This window comes from Mesorhizobium sp. NZP2298 (assembly GCF_013170825.1).
In the GTDB taxonomy this organism is placed as follows: Bacteria; Pseudomonadota; Alphaproteobacteria; order Rhizobiales; family Rhizobiaceae; genus Mesorhizobium.
This window is the reverse complement of sequence record NZ_CP033365.1, coordinates 2,141,004-2,163,811: the sequence shown is the minus strand read 5'-3', so window position 1 is coordinate 2,163,811 and position 22,808 is coordinate 2,141,004. Positions and strand designations below refer to the sequence as shown.

Sequence of the window (22,808 nt, the reverse complement as noted above, 5' to 3'; positions counted from 1 at the left end):
GATGAGCACGCGCAGGGACCGTCTGAAGAAACTGGTCAAGGTGCAGGAACAGCTGAAGGCGCTGCACGAGACCCGCCACGCCACCTTCCTGGCGGCGGCAAACGCCGCCGAGGCCGAGGCCAGGGAATTGATCGGCCATTTCGACCAGGACAATTCCCTTTCCGGCCTGTTCCCCGATCTCTATCACCGCCGCATCGCGCAGGCGGTGGTGCGCCAGGAAAAGAACCTGGAAAGCGCCAGGCGGGAGGTCGGCCTTATCGCCACGGCAAACGCGCGCACCAATATGGTCGAGCGCGCCTACAAGGATGTGCGCAACCGCGACGAACGCGAACGCTCCGACCGCGAACGGCTTGATTTGATCGCGCAGAAGCGGGCCGAGGAGTAGCTGAGGGAATTTGGTGAGGACCCGAGTGTCGTCGGGCAGCAGTCCTGGTTTGTCGAAGAAGGCTTTGTTTCGCATTTCCGTCGGCGGTCTGCCGGCGCCGTTGCATTGGCGCAGCCTCAGGTCAAAATGCCCCATGGAAGCAGTCCGATTTCCCAGGCTCACGACACCAAGGCTCGTGCTTCGGGCGCCGAGCGAAAGCGATATCCCGGCATGGTTCGCACGCGCGACGGATCTCGAATCCGCCTCTCTTGCCGGCGATCCCGTTCCCGACGACATAGACGCGGGCGAGCGATGGTTCGCCCGTTCGCGTCAGCGGTTCGCCAATGGCAAGGCGATCCAGTGGTCCATAGACCAAACAGGAGTATCGGACGCGATCGGGACCATAACGCTGTCCTTCGGCGCAACCGACGCCCGGGCAGCCGCATTGGGATTTGTGCTGGCGCGTGCGCATTGGGGGAACGGACTGGGCAGCGAGGCCGCGCGCGAAGTCCTGCGTTACGCCTTTGAAACCCTGGCGCTCGAACAGGTGACGGCCGAGGCGGCGACGCGCAATTTCGCGTCGCTTCGAATATTGGCGAAGCTCGGCTTCAAACATATCGAGAGCTTCATCGATGAGTCCGACGGCGAGCGCTGCGAGCGTTTTGCGCTCGACGCGGAATCGTGACTGTTGGCGAGCAAAGCGACGCCAGCTGCTGCGCGAAGCGGTCCCCTATCCACCTCCACATCCCGCCCTCCTCTCTTCGCAAGCCTGCCACAAGCTTGTTGAGGCATGGTCTGGCTAAGGAAACCTGGCAAAAGGCGGACCTTCTTGGCGATTTCTCCACCCAGCGACATCGTTATGGATGTCGCCCGAGCCGCGGAGCCGGCGGACATCGAGGCTGCCCGTGCCGCGCTGACGAAGCGTGCGGGCGGCGCTGCCGGCACGTTCTCGGTCGACACCGCCGCGTCGGTCGATGCCGGCTCGATCCTGTCGCGCGCCACTGCCGAGCATGCGGCCGGAACCGATCCGGCCAAGAAATTCAAGAAGTTCGAGGCGATGGTCCTGCAAACCTTCATCCAGAACATGCTGCCCAAGGACACCGAGGGCGTCTACGGCACGGGTCTTGCCGGCGACATGTGGAAATCGCAGCTGGCCGAGCGCGTCGCCGACGTCATGGCCGAGCGCGGCGGCATCGGCATCGCCAAGTCGCTGCTCGCCGACCACTATCTCGACGGCAAGCGCAAGGTGCCGATCGGCCCGGTCTCAAATGGACCGGAAAAGACCGAGATCGATCAGCAAACCCGTCTGTCCACTTCGCTCGTCCAGGAATTGCAGCGCAAGGCCGCCAGGTCGATGACCGGCGACGAGACAACCATAAAAACAGACACCAAGATCTAGACTGGGAAACACCATGGCCGATTCTTCCGAATTCACCGCCAACCTGCCAGCGCGCACGACCGCGCCGGAGGCTCCGATCCCGTTCGCGCGGCCTGGAAATCTTGCCGCCATCATTGGCCGCATCGAGGAGGTGGTCGAGGAAGAGACCGCCGGCATCCGCAGCGACACCAGTTATGACCTCAAGGCGTCGAACGCCCGCAAGAGCCGTTATCTCTACGAACTGACGCGCGCCATGAAGGGTGGCAGCGAAGCCGAGTTCCTCGAACAGCACCGCGAGGGCCTGACCCGGCTGCGCCAGAAACTGGCGAAGAACGAGGCGGCGATCCTAGCGCATCTGAGCGCCGTCAACGAGGTCGCCAACCTGTTGCGCAGCGCCATCCAGCGTGCCGAAACCGACGGCACCTACTCCGCCGGCGAGTTCGGCCGGCTGAAAGGCTAGAGCGCGGTGACGCCGGGCTCGAGTTCCGAATGATAAAGGTCATCGCCATCGCGGTCTGGGTCTGCGCCGCCACGCTCGGCGCGGTCTTCTATTCGTTCCAGGCCGCGGGCGACCGCGGCGTCGGCGAGAAACCGAAGCCCATGCTGGGCGGGCTGGATTACGTCAAGACCGACATTATTTCGGTGCCGCTGATCCACGATTCCAGGATCGACGGCTACTTCCTGGCCAAGCTCGTCTACACCGTCGAGCCGGAACAGATAAAGAAATTGTCGATTCCGGCCGAGGCGCTGATCACCGACCAGGTCTACAGCTATCTCTACGCACACCCCCAGATCGACTTCGGCAAGAAGGAGGCGATCGACCTCGACGCCTTCCGCGCCGCGATCCGCGACACCGTCAACACCCGCGTCGGCGCAACCCTCGTGCATGAGGTTCTGATCGACCAGGTCAATTTCCTGAGCAAGGACGAGATCCGCGACAACTGGCTGCGCCGCCGGCAGGATGCCGGCACCACGGCGCCCGAGGCGGCCAAGCCGGTCAGCGCGCACTGAGCGGCACTGGCCGGGCACGGCTGGTCCCGACGGTTCGCCCGGTGCGGCGATAGGAACCAGTCTCCGCAATTCGCGTTGACGTAAACGTCAATCCAAAGCTATATGCGCCAGCGACCATGATCGCGAAGTGCTGCGTGGGCTTCAGCCGGACCGAAATGCCCTGCGCGATATATGCAACCAGACAGGGAGAACAGCGTGAGCGTTCAGGAGATTGCCGAGAAGATCAAGTCGCGCGTGGCCAGCAGCGGATTCGATCGTTCCGTGAAATTCGACACCGGCAGCGACGGCGTCATCGTCATCGACGGCGCGACCGTCTCGAATACCGATGCCCCGACCGACTGCACCATCAAGCTCTCGCTCGACGATCTCGACTCGCTGATCGCTGGCGATCTGAACCCGACCATGGCGTTCATGACCGGCAAGATCAAAGTCGAAGGCGACATGACCGTCGCCATGGCGCTCAGCCAGTTGATCGGCTGAGCCGCCTCCATTGCCGCGATGGGCTCATGGCCCACGAAAAACGCCGCCTTTTCGGGCGGCGTTTTGTTTTGAGCAGACTTGGCGCTCAGGCTGCCATTGTCGGCGCCGACGCCTTCAGCTTGCGGCCGGAAGCCTTCAGCGTGCCGTGCGCGCCGTCGAGCGCGCCGTCCACCAGCTCCAGCGCCAGCAGGCGGTGCCGCTCATAGGGTCCCGGCATGGCGAGCGATCCGGTCCTGGCGGCCGAGAAGCCGAAACGTCCATAGTAGGGCGCATCGCCAACCAGCAGGATCGCCGCGTGACCGAGACGCGCCGCCTCGGCCACGGCATGACGCATCAGCGCCGAGCCGATGCCTGCATTCTTGAGCGACGGATCGACGGCGAGCGGGCCAAGCAGCAGCGCTGCCGGACCGCCCTCGCCCAGCGTGACATCCCACAGCCGCACCGTGCCGACCACGCCGCCCGACGCATCGCGCGCGACGAAGGCAAGGCCTTCCGAGGGCCGGCGGCCACGCCGCAGCTTCTCCGACGATTTGGTCTTGCGCTTCGGCCCCATGGCACGATCGAGCAAGGCTTCGCGCACAGCTATGTCGGCGGCGGTTTCGGCGACCATGGAGAAGGCCGGCGCATGAGCTACGATTTCAACTGACATTTCCATTTCCGCAATCCTTCACGAGCGGAGATCTGTTCCACAAGCGAGACCCGGGTGGACGACAAGCGCCCACCTGGGATGATCTGACCGGCTCTCAGCGCATTTTCAGGCGAAGTTGTGTCCGGTTCGCCGTTCGAAAATGCGCTGAGAAAGTGCCGTCAGATCACGTAGGATCGGAGAGGCTCGAAGCCGTTGAACGCGACCGCCGAGTAGGTGGTCGTGTAGGCGCCGGTGCCTTCGATCAGCACCTCGTCGCCGATGGTCAGCGACAAGGGCAGCGGATACGGCGTCTTCTCGTACATTACATCGGCCGAATCGCAGGTCGGGCCGGCGAGCACGCAAGGCGCGGTCTCCGAGCCGTCATGGCGGGTGACGAGGGGATAGCGGATCGCCTCGTCCATGGTCTCGGCGAGGCCGCCGAATTTGCCGATGTCGAGGAACACCCAGCGCACATTGTCATTGTCGGCCTTCTTGGAGATCAGCACGACTTCCGACTTGATGACACCGGCATTGCCGACCATGCCGCGACCCGGCTCGATGATGGTCTCGGGCAGCGCGTTGCCGAAATGCTTGCGCAGCGCCGAGAAGATCGCCTGGCCGTAGGCCTGTGCCACGGGCACGTCCTTGAGGTAACGGGTCGGGAAACCGCCGCCCATATTGACCATCTTGAGCACGATGCCTTCCTCGGCCAGCGTGGCGAACACCTTCTTGGCGTCGGCCAGCGCACGGTCCCAGGCGGTCAGGTCGGTCTGCTGCGAGCCGACGTGGAACGACACGCCGTAGGCATCGAGGCCAAGGCCCTTGGCATGACGCAGCACGTCGACGGCCATGGCAGGCACGCAGCCGAACTTGCGCGACAGCGGCCACTCGGCGCCTTCGCCGTCGGTCAGCACGCGGCAGAACACGCGCGCGCCGGGAGCGACGCGGGCGATCTTCTCGACCTCCTCGACGCAGTCGACCGCGAACAGGCGGATGCCGAGCTGGTAGGCGCGTGCGATGTCACGCTCCTTCTTGATGGTGTTGCCGAAGGAGATGCGGTCCGCGGGCGCACCCGCGTCCATCGCCATCTCGACTTCGGCAACGGAAGCGGTGTCGAAGGACGAGCCCATCGCAGCAAGGAGGCGCAGGATTTCCGGCGCCGGGTTTGCTTTCACCGCATAGTAGATCTTGGAATCGGGCAGCGCCTTCTCGAAGGCGCGGAAATTGTCGCGCACGACATCGAGGTCGACGACGAGGCAGGGGCCGGACGGACGTCGGGTGGCGAGGAAGTCGAGAATGCGCTGAGTAGCCATCGGGTTTCTCCATCACGCCTTTCGGCGCGCACAAGGGTGCGGACGCGGGCTGTCGGCCTCGCGAACACGCGGTCAAACAAAGGCGGGACGAAAATTCCATGGAACCAGCCGGTGGAGACCCCGGAACCATGAAACGCCGTCTCGCGGCGATGAACCTAGCCTTGCCCGGCTTCGGTTCGCTTTGTCTGCCTTGGCTTGGATTGGGAGAACCCCGTTCCGCACTGCCGGCAATGAAGGTGTGCCTCTTCAGTAACCCCGGTCTTTGGACAACCGGCAGAGAACCAGAAAGGCCCGCACCGTCGTTGCTTCAAGGTGTCCTCGGTCTGGCGGTTGGCCGCTAAACCGACTGGAGGGGTTAGCTCCAGTTACCTTACCGATTTCCCTCACCATTCGAGGACCGGCGGACACCCACAGGCACGTGCGACTTTGGGCAAGCGCGATATAGGGGCGAAGGGTTTCACAATCAATAAAAATCGTATCGCAGGTTGTAAAAATTCCGGCATCGAACAATGTTGGGAAAACCGTATCCGGATATCGAACGATGACAGGCACGCACGGCCCCTTCAACGCCTTTCTCGATCTTCGCCAGATGCCGGTGGCGCACGCCGAACTCGGCCCGCTCGCCGGCCTGCGGCTGGCGGTCAAGGACATCTACGATGTTGCCGGCTACCGCACCGGCTGTGGCAATTTGCGGAAGTTCGCCGAGGGCCAGGCCGCCTCGCGCACGGCGCCCACCGTGCAGACGATCCTCGATGCCGGCGCGCGCTTCGCCGGCAAGACCCAGACCGACGAGCTTGCCTTCGCGCTGTTCGGCCAGAACGCGCATTTTCCGTTTCCGGTGAATCCCGCGGCTCCCGACCGCGTCACCGGCGGCTCCTCGTCGGGCTCGGCATCGGCGGTGGCGGGCAGGCTTGCAGACATTGCCACCGGCTCCGACACTGGCGGCTCGATCCGCGCGCCGGCTAGTTTTTGCGGGCTGATCGGGCTGCGCACCACGCATGGCCGCATTTCGCTCGATGGCACGATGAAGTTGGCGCCAAGCTTCGACACCTTCGGCTGGTTCGCCGACGACATCGAGACCTACGAGACCGTCGGCAAGCTGCTGCTCGGCCGCGACCCTCACCAGCATTCGCTGGACCGCCCACTGTCGCTCACCTGGCTGGACGAGATGGTGGCGCGCCCCGCGCTGGCCGAATATACCAGGATGAAGGCACTGGCGGGCGCGGTTTTCGGTACGCTGGCGACGCCGACGACGTACTTCTCCTCTTCCCCGGATGAACTCTACTGGTGCTTTCGCCGGCTGCAGGCCAAGGAAGCCTGGGGCGTGCATGGCGACTGGATCACCAGCGGCGAGCGCGACCTTGGCCCCGGCGTCGAGGAGCGTTTCGGTTTTGGCCGTGCCGTCGATGACCGCACAGCGCAGGCGGAGAAGGTGCGTCGCCTGACCTTTCGCGGCGAACTCGGCGCCCTGCTTGGCAAGGATGGCTTCCTTGTCCTGCCGACGGTGCCGGGCCCGGCACCCTATGTCGACTCGACGCCGGAGCAGTTCCAGGCCTATCGCGAGCGAGCCCTGCATCTTCTGTGCCTCGCCGGGCTCTCAGGCTTTCCACAGATCACCTTGCCCATCGGCTCCGTCGCCGGCGCACCGTTCGGCCTGTCGCTGCTTGGCCCTTCCGGCAGCGACGTTGCCCTGATACGGCTCGGCCGAAAACTTCTCGACGCAGCACAAAAGGCCTGAACCATGGACACACTGACCCGCATGCGCGCCTTCATCGACGTCGTCGAGGCCGAGGGCTTTTCGGCGGCGGCGCGCAAGATCGGCCGTTCCAAGGCGCTGCTGTCAAAATATGTGCGCGAACTGGAGGACGAACTCGGCGCTCTGCTGCTCAACCGCACCACGCGTCAATTCTCGATGACCGAGGCCGGCCACACCTATTACCGGCGCGCCTCGGAGATCGTGCGCGAGGTCGACAGCCTGGCGGACGCCGTGCGCGAATCCTCCGGCGACGTGCGCGGCAGGATCAAGGTGTCAGCACCGCGCACCTTCGCCGACGCACCGATCGGCCAGTCGCTGATCGACTTCGCCAAGCAGCACCCCGACATCGTTCTCGACATCCAGCTTGACGACCGCTTCGTCGACCTGGTCGAGGAAGGTTTCGACCTCGCGGTGCGCATCTCGCGCCTGGAGAATTCGTCGCTGATCGCCAGGCGGCTGGCTCCGTTTTCGATAAAACTCTGCGCCTCGCCCGAACTGATCGCCAAGCACGGCATGCCGACGCGGCCGCAGGATCTCGGTCACATGCCATGCATCGTCGACACCAATGGCCGCGGACTGAACAACTGGCCGTTCAAGGGCGACAACAACGATCAGCTGAGCGTCGCTGTGTCAGGCCCGATCGAGGTCAACAGCCCGATGGCAGCGCGGGCTGCCGCCGTATCGGGACTCGGATTTTGCATCCTGCCGGATTTCATCGCCGGGCCTGATCTTGCCAGCGGCCGGCTGGTGACGGTGCTCGATGACCGCATCCTTTCCGGCGGCGGCATCTTCGCCGTCTACCCCCACCGCCGCTACCTGCCGGCCAAGGTCCGCGTTTTCGTCGACTTCCTGGTGCAGTGGTTCAGGACGCGTGAGGTCGCTTGACCTGCCCGGGCTTGTTGTTGCGTACGTGTCGTAGTCCCAAAACCGCTGCGCACTTTTGGGTGACCCGCTTTGAGTCTCGTGCGTGTCATTCCCCCAAAACCGCAGCACACTTTTGGGTGACACGCTTTGAGTCTCGTGCGTGTCATTCCCCCAAAACCGAAGCACACTTTTGGGTGACACGCACTGGCGGTCCCAATTTCGCCCCCTTTCTGGTGACCTTCGGTTCCTCTCCAAGGCCAAGGGAATCGCGACCGGGAATGCATCTCAAGCGGCACGCAATCACACTGGCTTCGGCCTTGGTGGCGACCTTTGCCGCCACGGGACCGGCTTATGTGCATCCGCACGTCTTCGCCGAGGCGCGGCTCGACGTGATCCTGTCCCCGGATCACCAAAGTGTGAAAGCGCTGCGCCATCTCTGGCGCTTCGACGACCTGTTTTCGAGTACTGTCATGATGGAGTTCGACAAGAACTCGGACCTGAAGCTTGACGACAAGGAGCTGAAGGATGTCGCCGACACCGTTCATGCCTCTCTGGCCGAATTCAATTATTTCCAGCTCGTCACGCAAAACGGCAAGGACGTGACGATGGTGCCGCCTCCACACCTGATGGCCAATTTCGACAACGACCAGTTGATCATCCTGTTCGAGTCCGAACCCAAGGCGCCGATCAAGCTGACCGGCACGATCGACATCGGCGTCTATGATCCGACTTTCTACACGGCGATCGACTTCACCGAGGATTCCAACATCACGGTTGAAGGCCTGCCGTCGAATTGCACCAGCAAGGTGATCCGTCCGGATCCGGATGAGGCCATCAAGGAAAACCAGAAGACACTGACGGATGCCTTCTTCAACGACCCGACAGGCACCGACATGAGCAAGATCTTTGCCACCAAGCTCGAACTGACCTGTCAGCCAGAAGGATGAAGCCGGTGACGAAACCGTCCCTGCGTTTGGCATTCGGCCTGTTGGCCCTCGCCTTTGCCGCGATGCATTTCGCCAACGCCGCGCACGCCCAGAGTTCACTTGGCATCGGCGTTAATGACGGCATGGCGCCGACCACCGGTCCGTTCGCCCACATCCTGATGTGGATCAACCTGCGGCAGCAGGAATTCTACCGCGCTCTTGCCGGCGCCATGAAGGCGATGCGCCAGGATGGCAGCAAAATCTGGATCTTGATCGGCCTGTCCTTCGCCTATGGCATTTTCCATGCCGCCGGCCCCGGCCACGGCAAGGCGGTGATCTCGTCCTACATGGTCGCCAATGAAGTGGCGCTGCGGCGCGGCATCCTGTTGTCCTTCGTCTCGGCCCTGCTGCAGGGCCTGACGGCGATCGCGGTCATGCTGCTCGCCTATTTCGTCCTGCGCGGCACCACCATCTCGATGACTGACGCGGCCTGGTTCATGGAGATCATGAGCTTTGCCCTGGTCACCCTGTTCGGCGCCTGGCTGTTGTGGCGCAAGCTCGGCCCGTCCATCCTGCGCCTGTTCGGCGGAGCGCCTGCCTACAGCCTTTCTGCGGCTCATGCGGGCCATTCCCATGCGGGCCATTCTCATGCGGACCATTCTCATGGGAGCCATTCGCATGCCGGTCATTCGCATGCCGCGCACAGCCATTCGGCGCATGCTCATTCGCACGCGCTGCAGGTGCATGATGATCACAACCACGTTCATGACCATTCGCACGACCATCATGACCATGGCGCGGATGACCACCATCATGATCACGGCACACACGACCACGCGCATCACGATCACGCGGCGGGCGAGGTCTGCGAAACCTGTGGCCACTCGCATGCGCCCGATCCGGCGCTGCTGTCGGGCGACCGCTTCGACTGGCGCACCGCCTGGTCGGCGGTGGCGGCCGTCGGCATCCGCCCCTGCTCCGGCGCGCTGATCGTGCTCAGCTTCGCGCTGCTCAACGGGCTCTGGCTCGGCGGCCTGCTGTCGGTGCTGGCAATGTCGCTAGGCACCGCCATCACCGTCTCGGCACTGGCGACGCTTGCCGTGACCGCCAAGAACTGGGCGGTGTATTTCGCCGGCGACGGCCGCATGGGAAACCGCATCCATTCGATCGTCGAGATCGGCGGCGCCGCCTTTGTCTTCCTGTTCGGACTGCTGCTTTTGTCGGCGAGCCTGACCGGCAGCGTCTAGACCATCTCCATCCCATAAGAATGAGATGGGGGATGGCAAACTCCTAGCCGGGAATCTTGCCGCCCAGTTCATCCTCGATATGGGCCTGGATGATCTCGTCAAAACTCTTCTCGGCGCTGAAGCCGAGTTCTCGTGAGCGTCTTGCCTCGAAGCGGGTCGGCCAGCCCTTAACGATCGCCCAGATCGTCTCGTCGGGCACTTCGCGGATCAGGCCTGCCGTCTTCGGCCCGGCGATGCGCTCCAGCGCCTCGATCTGCTCGCCGACGGTGACGGCGACGCCAGGCATGGTCAGGTTGCGGCGCGGCCCGACGACAGCACCGTCGATCCCTGCAGCATGGATCAGGAAGTTCACCGCGGAGCGCGGACTGGCATGGGTGTGCACGACCGAACGGGGCACCGGCAGGATCGCCTGATGGCCGCTCAGCGGTTCGCGGATGATGCCGGAGAAGAAGCCGGAGGCCGCCTTGTTCGGCTTGCCGGGCCGCACACAGATCGTCGGCAGGCGGATACCTATGCCGTCGAAGAAGCCGCGCCTGGAATAGTCGGCGAGCAGCGCTTCGCTCATCTGCTTCTGCGTGCCGTAGGAGGTCAGCGGCGTCGGATGGAATTCATCCGGGATGACCTCCGGGAACGGCGCTCCGAACACCGCGATCGACGAGGTGAAGACCACGCGCGGCGCAAAACCCGCAAGCCGGATGGCATCGAACAGGGCGCGCGTGCCGTCGAGGTTGACGCGGTAGCCGAGATCGAAATTGGCTTCCGCCTCGCCCGACACGATGCCGGCAAGATGGAAGACGACGTCGGGGCGCGACGCGACCAGGCTTTCAGCGGCACCTGCCTCGGCAAGGTCGCCGGTATGCGTGTTGATGCTGATGCCATCCATGGCCGGGGCCTGCGGCGGCACGATGTCATGCAGATCGAGGGCGGTGATCGTCTTGCCGTTAAGCTGGCCGTCCTTGGCCAGCCGCGCGATGAGCTTGCGGCCGACCATGCCTGCGGCGCCAGTGATCAGAATTCGCATATCGAAATTCCCTTACTTGCCCTGATTTTTGCGCTGGCTGCGCGCGCGCAGCCAGAACACGAGGAAAAACGCCAGCACGAAGACAGTGCCGAAGATACCGGCCAGCACGGTCGAAAAACTTCCGAGTGCCAGCATCACCGTCGGCAGGTAGAAGGCGGCAATGCCGAACAGCAGCATGATCCAGACCGCCGCGATGGCCGCATTGCGCGTGTCACGGTCCATCATGCCGCACCGGAGCGGCGGTCGTTCGTCGGGCTGGGTTTCAAAGCTGGAAAACTCCTGAGACAGGGCCGATCAATGGTCATCGATCGGGCCTAGTGATGGTGGCCGTGATGGGCGGCCGCGTCATGCTCGTGCTCGTGATCATGGTCGTGGCTATCATCGGCGCATTGGCCGAATTCCGGCTCCACGGTGGCATGGCTGATGCCGTGCTCGCTGGCAAGCCGCTTCTTGATGGCGCTGACGGCGCGGTGTGCATCGACGCCATCGTCTAGGCAGGCATGCAGCGTCGCCATGTTGCTTGACCCATCGAGCGACCAGACATGCATGTGGTGCACTTCGCGCACGCCCGGGATCGTCGTTTCAAGGTCCTTGGCAACCACATCCCGGTCGAGGGTTGGCGGCACGCCCTCCAGCAGGACGTGGGCGGCGGCGCGCATCAGCGACCAGGCCGTCGACAAGATCAGCAGCGAGACCAGCACCGAAAGGATCGGGTCGATCGGCGTCCAGCCGGTCGCCAGGATCACCAGTGCCGCCACGATCGCCGCCGCCGAGCCAAGCAGGTCGCCCAGCACGTGCAGGATGGCGCCGCGCATGTTGAGGCTCTCGCGGTCGCCGCCATGCAGCACCAGGAAGGAGCCGAGATTGACCAGCAGGCCGAGGATCGCCACCACCAGCATCGGCCCGCCCAGCACCGGCGCCGGTGTGAGCAGGCGGTCCCATGCCTCGTATACAATCCACAGCGCGATAATGAAGATGGCGATGCCGTTGGTGTAGGCGACAAGGGTCTTGACCCGGCCGAAGCCATAGGTGAGCTGGCCCGTTGCCGGCCGTCCCGCCAGATGGAAGGCATACCAGGCAAGGCCGAGCGCGATGGCGTCGGCAAGCATGTGGCCGGCGTCCGCCAGCAGCGCCAGCGACCCGGTGAAGAGACCGCCAAGCGCTTCCGCCACCATGAAGCCCGCCGTCAGGCAGGCCGCGACCAGCACACGCTTCTTGTCGGTAGAGCCATGCACGTGAGCGCCGCTGCCATGATCATGGCCGCTGTGGTCGTGGGAATGCGTATGCGCCAAATGGCAAACTCCCGTTGAGCCCCGAATTCAGCTCACGCCCCGAACTGCGAGCGAAAATCCTCGAGCCGCCGCGTCTGCTGGCCGTCGCCATCGAAATTGGCCGGATCAAGCCACGCCTCATACGCTTGGCGCAAGGCCGGCCATTCCTTGTCGATGATCGAATACCATGCAGTATCGCGGTTTTCACCCTTGACGATGAGGTGCTGTCGGAAAATGCCCTCGAACTTGAAACCGAACCGTTCCGCCGCCCGCTTCGACGGCTCGTTGCGGTTGTTGCACTTCCATTCGTAGCGGCGGTAGCCGAGCTCGTCGAAAATGTATTTCATGAACAGGAACTGCGCTTCCGTCGCGCCCGGCTTGCGCGAGATCAGCGGCCCCCAATAGATGTTGCCGATCTCGATGACGCCGTAAGCGGGATCGATGCGCATCAGCGTCTGGCGTCCGGCGACCTTGCCGCTGGCCTTGTCGATGACGGCAAAGAACAGTGGATCCTCGCTGGCCTCGACCTTGTCCAGCCAGGGTTGGAATGCCGCACGGGTTTCCGGCGGGTAATCGGGCAGCCAGGCGAAGCGGCCGTCGATATCGGACACGGAAGACGCTTCATAGAGCCCATCGCCGTGCCTTGCGGCGCTCAGCGGTTCAAGCCGGACATAGCGGCCGTCGATCGCCTTGCGCTCCGGACGCGGGCGTGGCTGCCAATTCGCGAGATTTTCCGACACCGAAGACTCCAATCCGTTTGACTTTTGCGGGCCGAAGCTCACAAAAACACGACCCCACAGCAAGAACCACACGGACGGGAAAAATGCTCCACACGATTTCGGCCTTCGACCGTCTCGGCGAGGAAAATGCCTTCGCGGTGCTCGCGAGGGCGACAGCACTTGCCCAACAGGGCCGGGACATCGTCAATCTCGGCATCGGCCAGCCGGACTTCAAGACGCCGCAGCATATCGTCGAGGCGGCGATCAAGGCGCTGCGTGACGGCCACCACGGCTACACGCCTGCCAACGGGCTTCTGGCAACGCGCGAAGCAGTGGTTCGCCGCACGCTGATCACCACGGGCGTCGAGGTCTCGCCCGAGACAGTGATGATTCTGCCTGGCGGCAAGCCGACCATGTTCGCCGCCATCCTGATGTTCGGCGAACCCGGCGCGGAGATCCTCTATCCGGATCCCGGTTTTCCCATCTACCGCTCGATGATCGAATTCACCGGTGCGGCCCCCATTCCCGTGCCGATGCGCGAGGAAAACGGCTTTGCCTTCTCGGCGGAAGAAACGCTGGCGCTGATCACCCCGAAGACCAGGCTCTTGATCCTCAATTCGCCGGCCAACCCGACCGGCGGCGTCACGCCGCGTGCCGAGATCGAAAAGCTGGTCAAGGGACTGGAGAAGCATCCTGATGTCGCGATCCTCTCCGACGAGATCTACGACGTCATGACCTATGACGGCGAGACGCATTGCTCGCTGCTCGGCTATCCCGAGATCCGCGACCGGCTGATCGTGCTCAATGGCTGGTCCAAGACCTGGGCGATGACCGGCTGGCGCATGGGCTGGTCGATCTGGCCGAACGGCGACAAGGGCGCCCATCTCTACGACAAGGTGCGCAAGCTGGCGGTCAATTGCTGGTCCTGCGTCAACGCGCCGAGCCAGTTCGCCGGCATCGCCGCCATCGACGGACCGCAGGACGACGTCGACACGATGATGCGCGCCTTCGACCGCCGCAGGAAGGTCGTGGTCGAGGGACTGAACGCCTTGCCAAACATTTCCTGCATCACGCCCAAGGGCGCATTCTACGCCTTCCCCAACGTGTCGAAGACCGGCTGGAAGGCAAAGAAGCTGGCCTCGGCGCTGCTCGATGACGCCGGCGTGGCGCTGATCGGCGGCCCCGATTTCGGCATTCTCGGCGAAGGCTATGTCAGGCTCTCCTACGCCAATTCCGAGGAGAACATCTTGCGCGCGCTGGAGCGGATCGGGGCGTTCCTGGCAAAGTAGACCTCAAAGCAGGCCGGAGCCATTTTCGGATGGCTTGCGGCCGGACCCGCCATGTCGATGTCATGATCCGTCCGGAGGATCACGGCCAAGACTGTGCGTCTATGTCGGGAACGGTTACGGTCCTGAGATCAGGATCGAACCGGGATGCCCTAGATGTTTTATGCAATCCTTGCCTATCACGTGGAAGACGCGATCAAGGCCCTGACGCCGCAGGAAGATGCGGCGCTGATGGCCGAGCTGCTCAAGATCAACACCCGGCTTCATGAGGAAGGCACGCTTGGACCGTCCGCGCGCCTGGGAGCGACACAGGATGCCTGCACCCTGCGCGGCCCCAGCGACGGCGTGATCATCGACGGCCCGTTCGCCGAGACCAAGGAACAGTTGCTCGGCCTCTATGTCGTCGACTGCGCCACGAGGGAAGCGGCAATCGCGATCGCCCGCGACCTTCGCCGCGTCAATCCGACCGCCGTCTACGAGATCAGGCCCATTCTGCTGTTCAAGCCAGGCGTGCCGCTGGCGGGAAAATGAGGTGGCGAAAGCCCCGCCGGTGCCCGCCGCTCAACCGCGCCCGACGAACGGCATCTTGGTCGCCATGACGGTCATGAACAGCACATTGGCGTCGAGCGGCAGGCTCGCCATGTGCACGACGGCGTCGGCAACTCGCTGGACATCCATTACCGCTTCGGCGGCGATGGAGCCGTTGGCCTGCGGCACGCCGACGGTCATCGGCTGCGCCATGTCGGTCAGAGCGTTGCCGATGTCGATCTGGCCGCAAGCGATGTCATAGGGCCGTCCGTCGAGCGCCAGCGTCTTCGTCAGTCCCGTGATGGCATGCTTGGTCGCCGTATAGGGCACCGAGCCCGGTCGCGGCGCATAGGCCGACACGGAGCCGTTGTTGATGATGCGGCCGCCCATCGGCCGCTGCTTGCGCATGGCGCCAAAAGCGGCGCGGGCGCACAGGAACGAACCGGTGAGATTGACGCCGACGATATCGTTCCAGACCTCGACCGGGATCTCGTCGATCAGCGTAGACTTGTAACCCATGCCGGCATTGTTGAAGAGCAGATCGACGCGGCCGAAGGCCTCCGCCACCGTCTCGAACAGATCGTCGACCTCGCCGGCCTTGCTGATGTCGCAGGCAACCGCCAACGCCCTGGCCTCGGTCCGGCCGGCCTCGGCGATGGCGGCATCCAGCACCGACTTGCGGCGTCCGCAGAACACGGTGTTCCAACCGGTCTTGAGCAGTGCCGTGGCAACGCTCTTGCCGATACCCGTCCCGGCGCCCGTGACGATGGCGGTTTTTTGCTCGGTCATGACAGATATCCTCCGGCAGCGCCGCGCGCGCCTGACTGATTTTCAGGGATTTTGCTCGGCAGAAGGCATCGCAAATGACGGCAGCGATGGCAAGCGCGGCCGCCAGGGCATGCCCTTGAAAAGTTGGAATCCGTTTTCGGAGGAAGCCCGGCAGGGGCCGACAAAAAGGGCGGTCATTGGCGACCGCCCTGATCTGAACCGGGCTTGGGAGGAGGAAAAGCCGATTCGACTGTGTAGAATCATGCGCTTGCTGAGTTAACGAAAGGTAAACGGGCTCTCTGTGCCGTTTTGGCCTACCAGCGCGGGTTGGGGGAGGTCCCGACCTTTGTAGCCGGAACCTGGGCCGCCGAAACCGTCGCCTCGACATGGTCGACCAGCGCGTCCGGCAAGCCGAGCCGGCCGGCCAGCAGGTCGAGATAGCCGCGCTCGGCGCGTGTGTCGGGATCGATGGTGAGGCGCGATGCGGTGTAGAGTTCGAGTTTCTGCGCATCGGTCTGGGCACCTGCGACCAGCGTGTCGAGGTCGAGCGGGCTTTGCAGCTCCGCCATCAGGAATTTCTCGGCATCGGTGCCGATGCCCGCAAGGCTGAGCTTGCCGGCGATCTTCTTGCGCTCCTCATCGTCGACATGGCCGTCGGCCTTGGCCGCCGAGATCATCGCGCGAACGAGCGTCAGCGTGAACTCATCCTCGCCTTGCGGCGCCTGCGACGGGTGGAAGGCGGTGTCCTTGGGCGGCGGCAGCAATTCCGGTTCGCCGGCCGCGGGCGCCTGCTCCGGAGCATTGCCGGCCTTGTAGTTCTGGTAAGCCTTGTAGGCGAGACCGCCGATCGCGGCCAGGCCACCGAGCTTAACCGCGGTGCCGGTCACCTGACGCCCGGCGCCGGTCCCGAGCAGCACGGCCGCGAGCGCGCCAGCCGCAAGCGGATTGTCCTTGGCCATCTGCACAGCCTGGCCCGCCTTGTCGCGGACGGTGCCGCTGGTGCCGGGAATTTGCGAGCCGAGCAGATCGTCGAGAAGCTTCTTGGGATCGAACATTCAGTGCCTCCAGCATGCGCCCGGCCGAACGGGCAGGTTTCGAACGCCGAAGACGTAGGTCCCGGAACTTGACATTGCAATGACAGGCCGCCGCTTTGCCGCGGTTCCGGACCCCGGGTCAGGACCCGATATGCGGCCCCTTGCCCCGCGCCTCGGCGAGCTCGACCTGCCGCTGGCGCTCGGCATAACGCTGACGGTCCTCGTCCGACCGGGCATCGAAGCAATGCGGGCACGAGATACCGGCTGCATATTTCGGCGACGCCAGCTCGCTTGCCGTCAGCGGATGGCGGCAAGCACGGCAGAGTTCCGCGTCTCCCTGGGCGAGGCCGTGCGAAACGGAAACCCGCTCGTCGAAGACGAAGCACTCGCCTTGCCACAGGCTCCGCTCGGCCGGAACCTCCTCTAGATATTTGAGAATGCCGCCCTTGAGGTGGAATACGTCCTCGAAACCGAGCGACTTCACATAGGCCGTCGCCTTTTCGCAGCGAATGCCGCCGGTGCAGAACATCGCCACCTTGCGGCCTTCGAGCTCGGCTCGGTGCGCTTCCACCCAGGCCGGGAATTCGCGAAAGCTCGCGGTCGCCGGATCGACCGCGCCCTTGAAGGTGCCGATCGAAACTTCGTAAGCGTTGCGCGTGTCGATGACGATCGTGTCGGGCTCGGAAATCAGCGCGTTCCAATCGGCCGGTGCCACATAGGTGCCGGCGCTCGTCGCCGGGTCGATGGTCTCGATGCCCATGGTGACGATCTCGCGCTTCAGCCGCACCTTCATGCGGTGGAAGGGCATTTCCGCGGCACCGCTGTGCTTGACCTCGAGGCCCGCCAGTCCGTCGATGGCTTCGATATAGTCGATCAGTTCAACGATCGCTGCTGCGCTGCCCGCGACCGTGCCGTTGATGCCTTCACGCGCCAGGAGCAGCGTGCCCTTGATGCCACGGCCGCAACAGAAGGCGGCGAGCGGCGCGCGCAGCTCGTCAAAGGCATCGAGCCGGGCAAACCGGTAGAGCGCGGCGACGCGGATGGGTTGGGTTGATGTGGGCGGTGTCATTGCCAGAGCAACTAGACGCTCGTAAATGCTGTTTCAAGGTGAAACGGGCTTTGGTGACTGTCATGGCCCTGTCGGGGAAGAGCCGATAAGCTGTCCCACAGCGCGTGACATCGCGACGCGACCGGTTTCGTGGACAGGCAAACACCCGTCTGCTAATCGGTTGAAATGAACTAGGAGCGCGCCACGCCGAGACGGATTCATGCGACGCGCTTAGGATACGGAGAGACAGATGCCCAGCAAGACCGAAAAACTCCTGTCGCTCCTCAATGGCCAGCCGGTCATACCGGTGCTGAAGATCGCCAATGTTGCCGATGCGGTGCCGCTGGCCCGCGCCCTGGCACGTGGCGGCCTGCCGGCGATCGAGATCACGCTGAGGACCGCCGATGCGTTGGAAGCGATCCGCCGCGTGGCGGCCGAAGTCGAGGACGCCATTGTCGGTGCCGGCACCATTCTCGACGCCCGCCAGTTCGGCGAAGCGGCGGCCGCTGGATCGAAATTCATTGTCAGCCCCGGCATCACCAGCCAGCTTCTGGCCGCGGCGAAAGACAGCGCCGTCCCGTTGCTGCCCGGCGCCATCACGCCTGGCGAGATCATGGCCGCGCGCGAGGCAGGCCTGCGCTTCCTGAAATTCTTCCCGGCCGAGCAGTCGGGCGGCATCGCGTCGCTGAAGGCCTTCGCCTCGCCGCTCGCCGATGTCAAATTCTGCCCGACCGGCGGCATCACCGGCAAGAATGCCGCCGACTACCTCGGCCTGCCCAATGTCATCTGCGTCGGCGGTTCCTGGGTCGCGCCCGACGACATGGTCAAGGCGGGCAAGTGGGACGAGATCGAATCGCTTGCACGTGAAGCGAGCAAGCTCAGGAAATAACCGATCACCAGGGCAGCGGACCGTTCTCATCGAAATAGCCGCCGGTGGGCCCGCCCGCCTTCAGCGTCGCCAATTGCACGATGATCCCGGCAGCCTGCTGCACCGTACGCCCGCCCCTATGCGCATTGAGGTCCGTCGCGGTGTAGCCGGGAGCGGCGGCGTTGACCATGATGCCGCGCGGCGAGAGTTCCCGGGCGAAGGCCACGGTGATGGCATTAAGCGCTGTTTTCGAGCTGCCATAGCTCATCACATTGGGCGACTGGCTGTTGCCGGCGGCCCGCGCGATCGAGCCGAGGTAGCTGCTGACCATGACGATGCGGGCGACGGGCGATGCCAGGAGCAGCGGCAGGAATGCCTGGGTGACGCGAACCGGGCCGAAGACGTTGACGTCATAGGTGGCCTTCATATCGGTGACATCCTCGCGGCTCGGCGGCCGTTCGTAGCGGCCGTCCGGTCCCAGCGCATCAACATAGCCGGGGGCAATGCCGGCATTGTTGACCAGCGCGTCGAGGCTGGATACCTGCGCTGTCAGGGTCTTGGCCGCGCTCGCCACGCTGTCGTCGCTGGCGACGTCGAGCTCGAGCCATTTGACGTCGAGCCCTTCGTTGCGCAACGCCTTTGCCGCGGCCTCCCCGCGCTCGGCATCGCGGGCGCCGAGCCAGACCTTGAACCCTTTTGTCCCCAGCCGGCGAGCGGTCTCGAGGCCGATACCCTTGTTGGCGCCGGTGACCAGCGCATTCCTCTGCGTCGTCATATCGATGTCTCCTTCTTTGGTGACCCAGAGATGACGTGCCTCGGCCGGTTTCGCGCGCCGGATACTCGCGTCCTCTTGCCTAATCCTCTCAACCGGTTGCGTAGGCCGCACGGATCGGCGATGCTGAAGAATGGAAGAGGTTTTGCAGGAATTGATCGGCATCGCCGGCCGCCATGCGCATGGGCGGCGCACGAAAACGGCGATCCCGCGCGTCACGATCGGCCGCAGCGAGGTTGCGACCCCGCCGCTGCCCGAGCTTTGCCAGCCGACGGCGCTGTTCGTGCTGCAGGGGGCGAAGACAGTGCTGGTCGGTGACCGCACGCTTCGCTATGGCGCCGGCAGCTATTTCGTCTATGCGGTGGAGACGCCGGCCACCAGTCAGCTCATCGAGGCGAGCAGCGCCCGTCCTTACACGGCCATCGCCTTCGCTCTCGATGTCGGGCTGATCGCTGCCCTGATCATCGACCACAAGCCGGCGGTCGACGGCGACGGCTTCGTGACCAACCGGGCCGATGACGAACTGCTCGATGCATGGCGCCGCATGCTGCGGCTGCTCGACCGGCCAACCGAAATTCCCGTGCTCGCGCCCATGCTCGAACGCGAGATCGCATTCCGCTTGCTGCAGGGTCCGCAAGGAGTGAAGTTGCGGCAGCTCGCGCACGCCGATGGCCGCCTGTCACAGATACGCCGCGCCACCGCCTGGATACGAGCACATTACAACGAACCCATCGACGTGACGGAACTGGCCGAACTCGCGCATATGAGCAATGCTTCGTTCCATCGCCATTTCAAGGCGGCGACCGCCATGAGCCCGATCCAGTATCAGAAGCAGGTGCGTCTGCTGGAGGCTCGTCATCTGCTGATCGCGGAGCCGGGAAGCGCCACGCGTGTCGCCTTTGCCGTCGGCTATGAAAGCGCGTCCCAGTTCAGCCGGGAATACGCGCGCCATTTCGGACTGCCGCCGGCGCGCGACGCCGCCCGGCTTCTGGCCAAGGGCGAAGCAGCCACGCTGGAAATCGACTAAAGCGCTCGGAACCAAGCCGTAAGCACTGCGTCGGCTGGCACATGAAAAGCCCGGCCGACTCTCGTCGACCGGGCCAATTCTCCCGGATCCCATCGGTTCCGGATTAGCGGCAGACCTTGACCTTCTCGGTCACCCTGTGATGGTGCACCCAATGCGTGACCAGCTTGGTCCTGCAGTGATGCTTGCCATTCTTGATGATCACGGTTTCGGCTTGCGATGGAGCGATCGCGGCAGATGCTGCAACCAATGCCAGAACGGATGCCAGTAGAATTTTCTTCATGAATATCCCCAGGGTTGGAACGTACCCACGCTAACCCGGAAACAGCCGGGCCGTTCCGGCTTCACGAGAAGTTCAGTCGCGCGTGATCCGCGGGGTTGGGTGCCGCATGCATCACGCCCGGACAGCAAAAAGCCGCGCTGGTCGCCCGACGCGGCTTTGTCTCGTCTGGCCAGCAGGCTATTTCGTCTGGAAGCGGGCCACCGACATGAACTTGACGGCGTTGCCGGTGAACCGGTTGGCGTCGGCCACCTGGTTGCTCGGCTGGAAGCCGGCCGTATAGACCTCGCTCGGCGGCGTATGCACGATGTTGTAGGCGTAACCCGGCGCCGTCGTCGCACTCGAAGCGGTGGCGACGTTCTCGCCGCTGGTCAGCGCCCAACGGGCGGCCTGGGGCGCCGCGGCGACCACCATGGCCTTGGGGCCGGGCTTCAGGTCGCGGGCGGTGGCCCTGGCTTCCTTGCGGGTCGTCTTCACGCCGGCACCGATCGCGGCGGCCGGATCGGAACCGGCCGGACGGGCAGCAACGGCCTGACGTGGCGTTGCGACATCGACATAAGACGGATCATTGAAGGCCGAGCGCGGCTCTTCAGCCAGCGACGCAACCTTATATTCATCGGCATTGCCGACCTGGGCATTGGCCTCGTCGAGCACGGCCTTGACGGCGTCCGGCTTGGCCGGTTCGGGACGCGCCGTCGGCAGCACCGAGAACGCATCGGACGCGGTCTTGCCCTGTTCGGCCGTATCCGCCAACGCCATCAGCACATCCTTGCTGGGCGGCGGTGCGAGATCAGCCGGAAGCGTGCGTTCAGGACGCCACGTCGGCAAGGGGATGTTGTTGACGGCAACCTGCGCCGGATCGGCCGCCGCCGCAGCAGCGGCGGGATCAGTCTTGCCGAACGGCATGTTCGCCGGCGCCTGCGCGGTCGCCACGGCCTGTTCGGTGGTCGCAGTCGCGTCCGCCATGGCGAACGGAACATTCTCAGGCTGCGCGCCGACATCGGCCTTCGGCCGCGGCGCGAAATCGGGCAGCGGAATCTCCTTGGCCGGCAGCGCGGCGATGATCGTTTCCGGCGTATCCTTTTCCGGTTCCGGAGCCTGCTCGTCGGCAATCTGCGGAATGTTGGCGCGCTGCGCATTCTCGGGCGCGACGATGGCGATGCCCGGCAGGTTGCTGCTCTTGGCGGCCGCAGCCGCCGGCTTCAGGTTTCTAGGCTTGGGCGCAGGGGCAGCCGAAGCGGTCTCGACATCGGCGCTGTCATCGGCTTCGTCCTCGCCGCCACCGCCGAAGAAGGCGGAAAGGAACCCGCCGGATTTCTTGCTGCTACCACCGGCACTGGCCAGTTCGATGTTGGGTGTGCCGGAGCCCTTGCGGGACTTGTAGGAGGCGAGCGCCTGTTCATAGCCGGGCAGCGGTCGGCCGTCGCTCGGCACGTGCAGCGTCTTGCCGTTGGGGAACAGGCTGACCAGTTCCTGACGGCTGATACCGGGCCAATGGCGCACATTGCCGACATCCATATGGACGAACGGCGAACCGGAGGTCGGATAGTAGCCGACGCCACCGCCCTGCATCTTCAGGCCGATGTTGCGCAGCTTCTTCAGAGGCACGCCGGGAATATAGAAATCCATCGCCTTGCCGAGCATATGCTGGCTCTTCTCGGCGACACCCCGGCTGCGGCTGCGCAGCATCGAATTGGTCGACGGCGAACGGTAGCCGCAGACGACCTGGATATAGTCGGTGGCGCCGCTTTCCCGATATGCCTCCCAGACCAGGTCCAGCAGGCGCGGATCCATCTTGGTCGGCTCGTTGCGGCGCCAGTCGCGCAGGATGATGTTGATCTTCCTCAAGCCCTCCGGATCGTAGCGGCCATTGCGCTTGTAGACGATCTCCGCCTTCTCATGCGTGTGGAGGTGGTAGAGCTTCAGCGAACGAACTTCGGCCTGGGCGCCGGTGGCGGCCGCGGCAACAAAACCAAAAGCGACAATCACCGCTGCCAGCCATCTCGGCCAGACGCTCAGATGATGATACCGCCCGTTTGTGAGTCGTTCGATCCTGTTCAAATCAAAAGGCCTTGCAGGCTGCCGTTTGTCCCCGGATTTGCTCAAACGGACGTGTCGTTTTCACATCCGAATATCAATCCTAATGGTTAATCATCGCTTATTGAAGCCGAAATGCGGTAACACCATGGCGATATCCCGTCAAAAATTGATCACAAGGTTTC

General features: G+C 64.0%; 27 protein-coding genes. 15 read left to right on the top strand and 12 right to left on the bottom strand.

What is annotated here, in order from left to right; all coding sequences use genetic code 11:
• The first annotated feature begins 1 nt into the window (after position 1).
• The 6 genes from EB231_RS10460 (at position 2) to EB231_RS10435 (ending at position 3,233) form a co-directional block, all read left to right on the top strand.
• Positions 2–385, top strand: a complete 384-nt coding sequence (locus EB231_RS10460; protein ID WP_172348738.1) for a hypothetical protein — start codon at positions 2–4, stop codon at positions 383–385.
• 133 nt (positions 386–518) lie between these two features.
• Entirely contained in the window at positions 519–1,049 is a 531-nt protein-coding gene (locus EB231_RS10455) for a GNAT family N-acetyltransferase (RefSeq protein ID WP_172348737.1), read from the top strand.
• A 105-nt stretch (positions 1,050–1,154) separates the two neighbouring features.
• Positions 1,155–1,763 (top strand): rod-binding protein, encoded by a 609-nt coding sequence (locus EB231_RS10450; RefSeq protein ID WP_172348736.1) that lies wholly within the window; start codon positions 1,155–1,157, stop codon positions 1,761–1,763.
• Between the two features lie 13 nt (positions 1,764–1,776).
• Positions 1,777–2,202, top strand: a complete 426-nt coding sequence (locus EB231_RS10445; RefSeq protein ID WP_172348735.1) for a hypothetical protein — start codon at positions 1,777–1,779, stop codon at positions 2,200–2,202.
• Between the two features lie 29 nt (positions 2,203–2,231).
• Positions 2,232–2,753, top strand: a complete 522-nt coding sequence (locus tag EB231_RS10440) for a hypothetical protein (protein ID WP_172348734.1) — start codon at positions 2,232–2,234, stop codon at positions 2,751–2,753.
• A 195-nt stretch (positions 2,754–2,948) separates the two neighbouring features.
• A complete protein-coding gene (locus EB231_RS10435) occupies positions 2,949–3,233 on the top strand; it encodes an SCP2 sterol-binding domain-containing protein (protein WP_013529756.1) in 285 nt (94 codons plus the stop codon).
• 85 nt (positions 3,234–3,318) lie between these two features.
• Here the strand turns inward: EB231_RS10435 and EB231_RS10430 are convergent, their stop codons facing one another.
• Together EB231_RS10430 and odc2 are read right to left on the bottom strand one after the other, a co-directional pair.
• A complete protein-coding gene (locus tag EB231_RS10430; RefSeq protein ID WP_172348733.1) occupies positions 3,319–3,888 on the bottom strand; it encodes a GNAT family N-acetyltransferase in 570 nt (189 codons plus the stop codon).
• Between the two features lie 152 nt (positions 3,889–4,040).
• Positions 4,041–5,174: an ornithine/lysine decarboxylase gene (gene odc2, locus EB231_RS10425; protein WP_056578400.1), complete on the bottom strand. Its 1,134-nt coding sequence runs from the start codon at positions 5,172–5,174 to the stop codon at positions 4,041–4,043.
• Positions 5,175–5,715: 541 nt separating this feature from the next.
• On the opposite strand from odc2, the gene EB231_RS10420 reads away from it, so the two are divergent.
• The 4 genes from EB231_RS10420 to EB231_RS10405 all read left to right on the top strand — a co-directional run bounded on the left by EB231_RS10420 (position 5,716) and on the right by EB231_RS10405 (position 9,967).
• A complete protein-coding gene (locus tag EB231_RS10420) occupies positions 5,716–6,912 on the top strand; it encodes an amidase (protein WP_172348732.1) in 1,197 nt (398 codons plus the stop codon).
• Positions 6,913–6,915: 3 nt separating this feature from the next.
• Positions 6,916–7,815, top strand: a complete 900-nt coding sequence (locus tag EB231_RS10415) for a LysR family transcriptional regulator (RefSeq protein WP_172348731.1) — start codon at positions 6,916–6,918, stop codon at positions 7,813–7,815.
• A gap of 257 nt (positions 7,816–8,072) precedes the next feature.
• Positions 8,073–8,741, top strand: a complete 669-nt coding sequence (locus tag EB231_RS10410; RefSeq protein ID WP_140771796.1) for a DUF1007 family protein — start codon at positions 8,073–8,075, stop codon at positions 8,739–8,741.
• Entirely contained in the window at positions 8,738–9,967 is a 1,230-nt protein-coding gene (locus tag EB231_RS10405) for a nickel/cobalt transporter (RefSeq protein WP_172348730.1), read from the top strand. Before EB231_RS10410 ends, EB231_RS10405 begins: the two co-directional genes overlap by 4 nt.
• 43 nt (positions 9,968–10,010) lie before the next feature.
• Here EB231_RS10405 and denD read toward each other — a convergent pair whose 3' ends face one another.
• From denD to EB231_RS10385, 4 genes are all read right to left on the bottom strand, one after another.
• Positions 10,011–10,988, bottom strand: coding sequence for a D-erythronate dehydrogenase (denD, locus tag EB231_RS10400; RefSeq protein ID WP_172348729.1), 978 nt, complete (start codon positions 10,986–10,988; stop codon positions 10,011–10,013).
• Between the two features lie 12 nt (positions 10,989–11,000).
• Positions 11,001–11,213, bottom strand: a complete 213-nt coding sequence (locus EB231_RS10395; protein WP_172348728.1) for a hypothetical protein — start codon at positions 11,211–11,213, stop codon at positions 11,001–11,003.
• Between the two features lie 89 nt (positions 11,214–11,302).
• Positions 11,303–12,280 carry a cation diffusion facilitator family transporter gene (locus EB231_RS10390; protein ID WP_172348727.1) on the bottom strand — a complete coding sequence of 326 codons (978 nt, stop codon included), beginning with the start codon at positions 12,278–12,280 and terminating at the stop codon, positions 11,303–11,305.
• Between the two features lie 32 nt (positions 12,281–12,312).
• Positions 12,313–12,999, bottom strand: coding sequence for a GNAT family N-acetyltransferase (locus EB231_RS10385; protein WP_172348726.1), 687 nt, complete (start codon positions 12,997–12,999; stop codon positions 12,313–12,315).
• An 83-nt stretch (positions 13,000–13,082) separates the two neighbouring features.
• Here EB231_RS10385 and EB231_RS10380 point away from each other — a divergent pair, with 83 nt between their 5' ends.
• Together EB231_RS10380 and EB231_RS10375 are read left to right on the top strand one after the other, a co-directional pair.
• The gene (locus EB231_RS10380; RefSeq protein ID WP_172348725.1) at positions 13,083–14,267 is read left to right on the top strand and encodes a pyridoxal phosphate-dependent aminotransferase; all 1,185 of its coding nucleotides are present in this window, start codon (positions 13,083–13,085) and stop codon (positions 14,265–14,267) included.
• Positions 14,268–14,420: 153 nt separating this feature from the next.
• The gene (locus EB231_RS10375) at positions 14,421–14,795 is read left to right on the top strand and encodes a YciI family protein (protein WP_172348724.1); all 375 of its coding nucleotides are present in this window, start codon (positions 14,421–14,423) and stop codon (positions 14,793–14,795) included.
• Between the two features lie 30 nt (positions 14,796–14,825).
• Here the strand turns inward: EB231_RS10375 and EB231_RS10370 are convergent, their stop codons facing one another.
• Complete coding sequence (locus EB231_RS10370) at positions 14,826–15,581, bottom strand: SDR family oxidoreductase (RefSeq protein ID WP_172348723.1); 756 nt, start codon at positions 15,579–15,581, stop codon at positions 14,826–14,828.
• On the opposite strand from EB231_RS10370, the gene EB231_RS10365 reads away from it, so the two are divergent.
• Positions 15,580–15,840, top strand: a complete 261-nt coding sequence (locus tag EB231_RS10365; protein WP_172348722.1) for a hypothetical protein — start codon at positions 15,580–15,582, stop codon at positions 15,838–15,840. The genes EB231_RS10370 and EB231_RS10365 overlap by 2 nt on opposite strands.
• Positions 15,841–15,874: 34 nt before the next feature.
• Here EB231_RS10365 and EB231_RS10360 read toward each other — a convergent pair whose 3' ends face one another.
• On the bottom strand, positions 15,875–16,615 hold the full coding sequence (locus EB231_RS10360) for a tellurite resistance TerB family protein (RefSeq protein WP_172348721.1): 741 nt from the start codon (positions 16,613–16,615) through the stop codon (positions 15,875–15,877).
• Positions 16,616–16,733: 118 nt separating this feature from the next.
• Complete coding sequence (trhO, locus tag EB231_RS10355) at positions 16,734–17,663, bottom strand: oxygen-dependent tRNA uridine(34) hydroxylase TrhO (protein ID WP_172348720.1); 930 nt, start codon at positions 17,661–17,663, stop codon at positions 16,734–16,736.
• 229 nt (positions 17,664–17,892) lie between these two features.
• Here trhO and EB231_RS10350 point away from each other — a divergent pair, with 229 nt between their 5' ends.
• Complete coding sequence (locus EB231_RS10350) at positions 17,893–18,531, top strand: 2-dehydro-3-deoxy-phosphogluconate aldolase (RefSeq protein ID WP_172348719.1); 639 nt, start codon at positions 17,893–17,895, stop codon at positions 18,529–18,531.
• A 4-nt stretch (positions 18,532–18,535) separates the two neighbouring features.
• On the opposite strand, the gene EB231_RS10345 is transcribed toward EB231_RS10350, so the two are convergent.
• A complete protein-coding gene (locus tag EB231_RS10345) occupies positions 18,536–19,285 on the bottom strand; it encodes an SDR family oxidoreductase (protein WP_172348718.1) in 750 nt (249 codons plus the stop codon).
• 130 nt (positions 19,286–19,415) lie between these two features.
• On the opposite strand from EB231_RS10345, the gene EB231_RS10340 reads away from it, so the two are divergent.
• Positions 19,416–20,309 carry an AraC family transcriptional regulator gene (locus EB231_RS10340; protein ID WP_172348717.1) on the top strand — a complete coding sequence of 298 codons (894 nt, stop codon included), beginning with the start codon at positions 19,416–19,418 and terminating at the stop codon, positions 20,307–20,309.
• Between the two features lie 103 nt (positions 20,310–20,412).
• On the opposite strand, the gene EB231_RS10335 is transcribed toward EB231_RS10340, so the two are convergent.
• The gene (locus EB231_RS10335; protein WP_172348716.1) at positions 20,413–20,589 is read right to left on the bottom strand and encodes a hypothetical protein; all 177 of its coding nucleotides are present in this window, start codon (positions 20,587–20,589) and stop codon (positions 20,413–20,415) included.
• A gap of 177 nt (positions 20,590–20,766) precedes the next feature.
• Complete coding sequence (locus EB231_RS10330; RefSeq protein ID WP_246740908.1) at positions 20,767–22,575, bottom strand: DUF882 domain-containing protein; 1,809 nt, start codon at positions 22,573–22,575, stop codon at positions 20,767–20,769.
• Between the last annotated feature and the right edge of the window lie 233 nt (positions 22,576–22,808).

What these genes read in the sequence shown, in the direction of transcription:
- EB231_RS10395 (WP_172348728.1), bottom strand. Translation starts at nt 11,213, where the DNA reads ATGATGGACCGTGACACGCGCAATGCGGCCATCGCGGCGGTCTGGATC.
- EB231_RS10340 (WP_172348717.1), top strand. Translation starts at nt 19,416, where the DNA reads ATGGAAGAGGTTTTGCAGGAATTGATCGGCATCGCCGGCCGCCATGCG.
- denD (WP_172348729.1), bottom strand. Translation starts at nt 10,988, where the DNA reads ATGCGAATTCTGATCACTGGCGCCGCAGGCATGGTCGGCCGCAAGCTC.
- EB231_RS10335 (WP_172348716.1), bottom strand. Translation starts at nt 20,589, where the DNA reads ATGAAGAAAATTCTACTGGCATCCGTTCTGGCATTGGTTGCAGCATCT.
- EB231_RS10420 (WP_172348732.1), top strand. Translation starts at nt 5,716, where the DNA reads ATGACAGGCACGCACGGCCCCTTCAACGCCTTTCTCGATCTTCGCCAG.
- EB231_RS10460 (WP_172348738.1), top strand. Translation starts at nt 2, where the DNA reads ATGAGCACGCGCAGGGACCGTCTGAAGAAACTGGTCAAGGTGCAGGAA.
- EB231_RS10350 (WP_172348719.1), top strand. Translation starts at nt 17,893, where the DNA reads ATGCCCAGCAAGACCGAAAAACTCCTGTCGCTCCTCAATGGCCAGCCG.
- EB231_RS10440 (WP_172348734.1), top strand. Translation starts at nt 2,232, where the DNA reads ATGATAAAGGTCATCGCCATCGCGGTCTGGGTCTGCGCCGCCACGCTC.
- EB231_RS10375 (WP_172348724.1), top strand. Translation starts at nt 14,421, where the DNA reads ATGTTTTATGCAATCCTTGCCTATCACGTGGAAGACGCGATCAAGGCC.
- EB231_RS10370 (WP_172348723.1), bottom strand. Translation starts at nt 15,581, where the DNA reads ATGACCGAGCAAAAAACCGCCATCGTCACGGGCGCCGGGACGGGTATC.
- EB231_RS10365 (WP_172348722.1), top strand. Translation starts at nt 15,580, where the DNA reads ATGACAGATATCCTCCGGCAGCGCCGCGCGCGCCTGACTGATTTTCAG.
- EB231_RS10445 (WP_172348735.1), top strand. Translation starts at nt 1,777, where the DNA reads ATGGCCGATTCTTCCGAATTCACCGCCAACCTGCCAGCGCGCACGACC.
- trhO (WP_172348720.1), bottom strand. Translation starts at nt 17,663, where the DNA reads ATGACACCGCCCACATCAACCCAACCCATCCGCGTCGCCGCGCTCTAC.
- EB231_RS10415 (WP_172348731.1), top strand. Translation starts at nt 6,916, where the DNA reads ATGGACACACTGACCCGCATGCGCGCCTTCATCGACGTCGTCGAGGCC.
- EB231_RS10410 (WP_140771796.1), top strand. Translation starts at nt 8,073, where the DNA reads ATGCATCTCAAGCGGCACGCAATCACACTGGCTTCGGCCTTGGTGGCG.
- odc2 (WP_056578400.1), bottom strand. Translation starts at nt 5,174, where the DNA reads ATGGCTACTCAGCGCATTCTCGACTTCCTCGCCACCCGACGTCCGTCC.
- EB231_RS10405 (WP_172348730.1), top strand. Translation starts at nt 8,738, where the DNA reads ATGAAGCCGGTGACGAAACCGTCCCTGCGTTTGGCATTCGGCCTGTTG.
- EB231_RS10450 (WP_172348736.1), top strand. Translation starts at nt 1,155, where the DNA reads ATGGTCTGGCTAAGGAAACCTGGCAAAAGGCGGACCTTCTTGGCGATT.
- EB231_RS10430 (WP_172348733.1), bottom strand. Translation starts at nt 3,888, where the DNA reads ATGGAAATGTCAGTTGAAATCGTAGCTCATGCGCCGGCCTTCTCCATG.
- EB231_RS10455 (WP_172348737.1), top strand. Translation starts at nt 519, where the DNA reads ATGGAAGCAGTCCGATTTCCCAGGCTCACGACACCAAGGCTCGTGCTT.
- EB231_RS10380 (WP_172348725.1), top strand. Translation starts at nt 13,083, where the DNA reads ATGCTCCACACGATTTCGGCCTTCGACCGTCTCGGCGAGGAAAATGCC.
- EB231_RS10345 (WP_172348718.1), bottom strand. Translation starts at nt 19,285, where the DNA reads ATGACGACGCAGAGGAATGCGCTGGTCACCGGCGCCAACAAGGGTATC.
- EB231_RS10360 (WP_172348721.1), bottom strand. Translation starts at nt 16,615, where the DNA reads ATGTTCGATCCCAAGAAGCTTCTCGACGATCTGCTCGGCTCGCAAATT.